At 59.5% G+C, this 4,732-nt stretch carries 5 protein-coding genes; all 5 read left to right on the top strand.

All coding sequences use genetic code 11. The features are described 5' to 3' along the window. A partial coding sequence (locus Q0341_RS11420; protein ID WP_299513365.1) for a flagellar basal body P-ring protein FlgI occupies window positions 1-144 on the top strand: 144 nt, incomplete at its 5' end. Between the two features lie 19 nt (window positions 145-163). After that, window positions 164-634, top strand: a complete 471-nt coding sequence (locus Q0341_RS11415) for a rod-binding protein (protein WP_299513363.1) — start codon at window positions 164-166, stop codon at window positions 632-634. Continuing rightward, a complete protein-coding gene (gene flgK, locus Q0341_RS11410; RefSeq protein ID WP_299513361.1) occupies window positions 631-3,132 on the top strand; it encodes a flagellar hook-associated protein FlgK in 2,502 nt (833 codons plus the stop codon). The genes Q0341_RS11415 and flgK overlap by 4 nt, the downstream gene beginning before the upstream one ends. Window positions 3,133-3,144: 12 nt before the next feature. Further along, on the top strand, window positions 3,145-4,059 hold the full coding sequence (flgL, locus tag Q0341_RS11405; protein ID WP_299513359.1) for a flagellar hook-associated protein FlgL: 915 nt from the start codon (window positions 3,145-3,147) through the stop codon (window positions 4,057-4,059). An 83-nt stretch (window positions 4,060-4,142) separates the two neighbouring features. Next, the coding region (locus Q0341_RS11400; RefSeq protein ID WP_299513357.1) for a flagellar cap protein FliD N-terminal domain-containing protein at window positions 4,143-4,732 on the top strand (590 nt) is incomplete at its 3' end.

Below are 4,732 nucleotides of genomic sequence, written 5' to 3'. Positions count from 1 at the left end.
ATGTTTTTGTTCCAACCCGGCGTGGATTTGCGCCAAGTGGTGGATGCGGTCAATCAAGTCGGAGCCACCCCGTCGGCGCTGATCGCCATCCTCGAAGCCCTCAAAAGCACCGGCAGCTTGCGTGCCGAGCTGATCGTCATCTGAGCCATCTGAGCCAACCGACATGAGCGACATCTCCACCTCCGGCTCTTATCTGGACTTCAACGCGCTGACGCAGTTGAAGGGCGATGCCGCGCGCGACCCGAGCAAGGCGGTGCGCAAAACAGCCGAGCAGTTCGAGGCCTACTTCATCCAACAAATGATGAAGACCATGCGCGACTCGATCGAAAAAAGCGATCTGGTCGAAGGCGGCAACATGGAGATGTACCAAGACCTGATGGACAAGGAAGTGTCGCTGAGCATGGCCAAACGCGGTGGCATGGGCCTGGCCGACATGCTGGAGCGCCAAATGAACCAAACGCAGGTTCAAAGCACGCAAGATGCACTGCGCATGCGCCAACCCGCCAGTGCCAACCCCGCCCCCGCCGCCCTGCCCCTGAACCCTGTGCGTGAGCCCATGTCGCTCAAACCCGCCGCCATTGAAGCCTATCGCATTGAGCGCAACACCGGCTTCAAGCTTGGAGACAAACCATGAGTGACTTGCTCAGCATTGGCAGCTCGGGCGTCAACGCTTACCAGCGGGCATTGGCCACGGTGTCCAACAACATCGCCAACGTCAACACCGATGGCTACACCCGCCAAGATGTGTCTTTGGCCGCCAACCAGCCGCGTCAAATCGGTAACAGCTATCTGGGCACTGGCGCACGCTTTGACGCGGTGCAACGCCAATACGATGCTTTTGTCGAGTCGAACCTTCGCAACAGCAACAGCGACCTGGAAAGCCAAAAACCCCTGCTGTCTTATGTGAACCGCCTGATCGACGTGATGGGCGACGAAAGCATTGGCCTGACCACGGCCATGAACCGCTTTTACGAATCGGCCCGCGACCTCTCCAGTGACCCGGCATCGGTGGTGTCTCGCAGCATCTTTTTGCGCGATGCCGATGGCCTAGCAGCCAGGTTTCGCCAGCTGGCCGGTCAATTTGAACTGCTCGACAACGAAACCCGCCAATCTGTAGAAACCGATGTGGGCCAAGTCAATGCCTTGACCAGCCAACTCGCCTTGATGAACAAGCAATTGGCGAAACACAGCAACGTGGCCAGTCAACCTTCTGAGCTGCTGGACCAGCGCGACTTGTTGCTGCGCGAACTGTCCAGTCTGGTGGCCGTCAAGACCAAGTTCGAACCCAATGGCGCTGTGGTCGTCAGCGTGGGCGACACCTTGGACCAAGGCATTTTGGTCAACCAAACCAGTGCCCGCGCCATCAGCGTCCAAGAATCCAGCATCGAGCCCGGAAAGCTCGAATTCGTCATTGACGCGTATGGCACGTCTGAGCCGATACCTGGCATCACCAGCGGCAAGATCGGTGGCGTGATGAGTTTTCGTGACCAGGTGCTCAAACCGGCCAGCGCCTCGCTGGACGACCTGGCCGCCACCATGGTCCAAGAAGTCAACAAAGTTCACCGCGACGGTGTCGATGCCGAAGGACAACTGGGCGGCGATTTGTTCGGTTTTAGCGCAGGGCAGTCGGGCCAAGCGGCAGGCATGAACATGCTCATCCAAGATGCCAACCGCGTCGCCGCAGCGGGACAGTTCCGCGTCATCGACGCGCCGCTGAACAGCGGCACTGCGCAAGCCCGCATCGCTTACACCGCCCCCTCTTTTGAAGGACCAACCGCTTTGCTGCGCGATCTGGCCCTGGCCCAAATTCCACAGATTGCTACGGTGGGCGTGAACATGAGTGTCAACCAGCCTTTTGCCAGCCTGGGGCTGGTGGCCGTGGGCACACAAGACCTGTCATTGACACTGAACAACCCCGGTGAAGGGCAGTCTTTTCAGGTGCTGACACGCGATGGCCGTCACTTGCTGGGCACCACGCTCAGCAGCAAAGAGCAAGCCTTGCTGATCAAAGAAAGCAATGGCCTGGAAGCGGGCGCCACCTACAGCGACAGCGGCATCAACGCCACCTACAGCGCAAGCAACAGCCCCACTTACCTCGACATGGACATCTTCATGGGTGCCAAAGCCGAGGTGCGCCTGGAGCAACAATTCAACGAAGACACAGGCGATCGGCTGGCCCCGAAAAAGCTCTCAGCGGTCTTGACCGGCTCTGATTTTTCTGCATTCACAGGCCCCATCGCAGCCTACACCTTCACGCTCAATGGCCACGCCCTGCCCGCGCTCAGCACCACAGGCGCACTCGGGCTCAGCGACATCGTCTCTTGGCTCAATGCCGAAAGCACCCACACCGGCGTGACCGCCAGTGCGGTGGCTGGCCAATTGGTGCTGAGCCGCCCGAGCACCAACACCACAGACGACATCCGCCTGGGCATGGGCAGTGCCGGCACCCCCCAAGATTTGAAGCACCTTGGCTTTGACACCCGCATCTCGATCACCGGTGCCGCAGCCGATGACCTGCTGGTGTTTGTGACCGACCGCAGCGGCGTGGCCAGCACAGCGCTGGTGAGCGCTCAGTTTGCAGGCGTCGAAGGCGACATGAAGCAGGCCCTTCGCGACGGCCCGATGACCGTGACGTTCAGCACCAACACCACTTACCAAATTGTGGACAGCGCCACCCAAACGGTGCTGGCTGAACGCGAATTGACGCTCGACCCCAACTCACCCACCCCCAGCCTGAGTTACCGTGGTCTGAAATTGTCGTTTTCCACCGCACCCAAAACGGGCGACCAGTTCACGATCGACGGCAACCGAGACGGCATCGGCAACAACGAAACCATGCTGCAACTGGTGGCGCTTGAGGACCAACGCCTCATGCCCGGTGGCCTGACCATCACAGAGGCCTACATCGAGCGCGTGAACCAAGTGGGCAATGTGGCCCGTCAGGCCGCCATTTCGGAGCAAGCCTTGAATGTGGTCTACCAACAAGCCCAAGAAGCGCGTGACAGCATTTCGGGCGTGAGCTTGGACGAAGAAGCTTCGGCGCTGGTGCGCTTTCAGCAGGCCTACCAGGCCAACGCCAAGGTCATGCAAACCGCCATGTCTTTGTTCGAAGCCATTTTGCAAGTGCGCTAACAGGCCCGCCTCATGAAAATCTCCACCTCTTTCTTGTTTGACCGCGCCACCGAGCGCATGAGCACGATCCAAAACAAGCTGGCCACAACCCAAGCCCAGATGGCCGTGGGCAAACAAATCCTCTCGCCCAGCGCCGCGCCCGACCAGGCCGCAGCCATCCAGCGCCTGAAGGGTGAAGTGCAGCGCCAAGACAGCCACATGCGCACACTGAACGTGGCCATGGGCCGTTACACCGCCGAAGAAACCGCCCTGTCTGCCTCCAACGACATCCTGATCCGCATGAAAGAGCTCGGCATCCAAGCCGCCAACGACACCTTGGGTCCTGACGATCGCAAAGCCATCGGCGTAGAAATGAAAGCCCTGCGCGACCAACTGCTGAGCCTGGGCAACACACGCGATGACAGCGGCAACTATTTGTTTTCGGGCACACGGGTCAAAACCCCCGCCTTTGTCGAAGACGCCTATGGAAAAGTCGTCTACCAAGGCGACCAAACGCAAACCCGCATTCCTGCAGGCGTGGAACGCACCGTGCAGTTCACCCGCGCCGGCACCGACGTATTCAGCCGTGTGGTGCGCGACGATGGCCAGGCCGCAGGGTTTTTCGATGCCCTGGACCAGATGATCGAAGGCATGAACAACAGCCAAACCGGCAAGATCCAGCAAGGCATTGCCGACGTGACACAAATGCACAACAGCCTGACGCTGTCGCAAGCCCAAAACGGCTCGGACCAAACGGTGGTGCAGTCCCAGCTCGATGTGCTCGACGTGACCAAGCTGCGCATCCAATCCACCTTGTCGGAGATCGAAGACTTGGATTACACCGAGGCCGTGACCCGCATGAACAAGGAAATGATGGGCTTGGAAGCGGCCATGGGCAGCTTTGCAAAGATCTCCGGCTTGTCACTTTTTGATTACATCCGGGGTTGATGGCGTGTTGTTCCTCAAGTTGTAGCGACACCTGCCGAATCTTGAACTGATCTCATCCCCCTCTCCACACAGCGACCCCACCCATGGCCACCAGCAGCATCATCAACACCCTCGGCGCCGGCTCCGGCATCGACGTGAACAGCCTGGCCCAAAGCTTGGTGGACGCTGAAAAAACGCCCAAAAAAGAGCGTATCGAAGCCAAGATCGCCAAGTCCGAAGCCAAGATCACGGGCTACAGCGCCGTGAAGTACGCCTTGTCTGAGCTCAAAACTGCCTTTGGCAAACTCAACGATGCCAGCGATTTCAGCTCGATCCAACCCAGCAACACCCAACCCAGCGCCTTTGGTGTGAGCGCCAGCGCCACTGCCGAAGCGGGCAGCTACAGCATCGAAGTGTTGCAAACAGCGCTGGCGCAGCGCACGGCCAGCTCCACCTTTGCGGATCGCGCCAACACGCTCAATGGTGGGAGTGCTTTTACGCTCAACCTGAGCATTGGCGGCGTGGACCAAGGGGCCATTGATGTCACCACCGCCACCCCTGCGGGCATGGTCAGCGCCATCAATGGCGCCAAGCTAGGCGTGACAGCCCAGCTCATCAACACCGGCAGCGGCTACAACGTGGTCATCACTGGCGAAACAGGGGCCGATCAAAGTTTCAGCCTGACCAGCGACGA

This window comes from uncultured Limnohabitans sp. (genome assembly GCF_937889215.1).
Lineage (GTDB): Bacteria > Pseudomonadota > Gammaproteobacteria > Burkholderiales > Burkholderiaceae_C > Limnohabitans_A.
This window is presented reverse-complemented; position numbering and strand designations above follow the sequence as displayed.

Bases quoted from the DNA above. Each gene is read 5' to 3' on its own strand.
- flgL (WP_299513359.1), top strand. From the start codon at position 3,145: ATGAAAATCTCCACCTCTTTCTTGTTTGACCGCGCCACCGAGCGCATG.
- flgK (WP_299513361.1), top strand. From the start codon at position 631: ATGAGTGACTTGCTCAGCATTGGCAGCTCGGGCGTCAACGCTTACCAG.
- Q0341_RS11415 (WP_299513363.1), top strand. From the start codon at position 164: ATGAGCGACATCTCCACCTCCGGCTCTTATCTGGACTTCAACGCGCTG.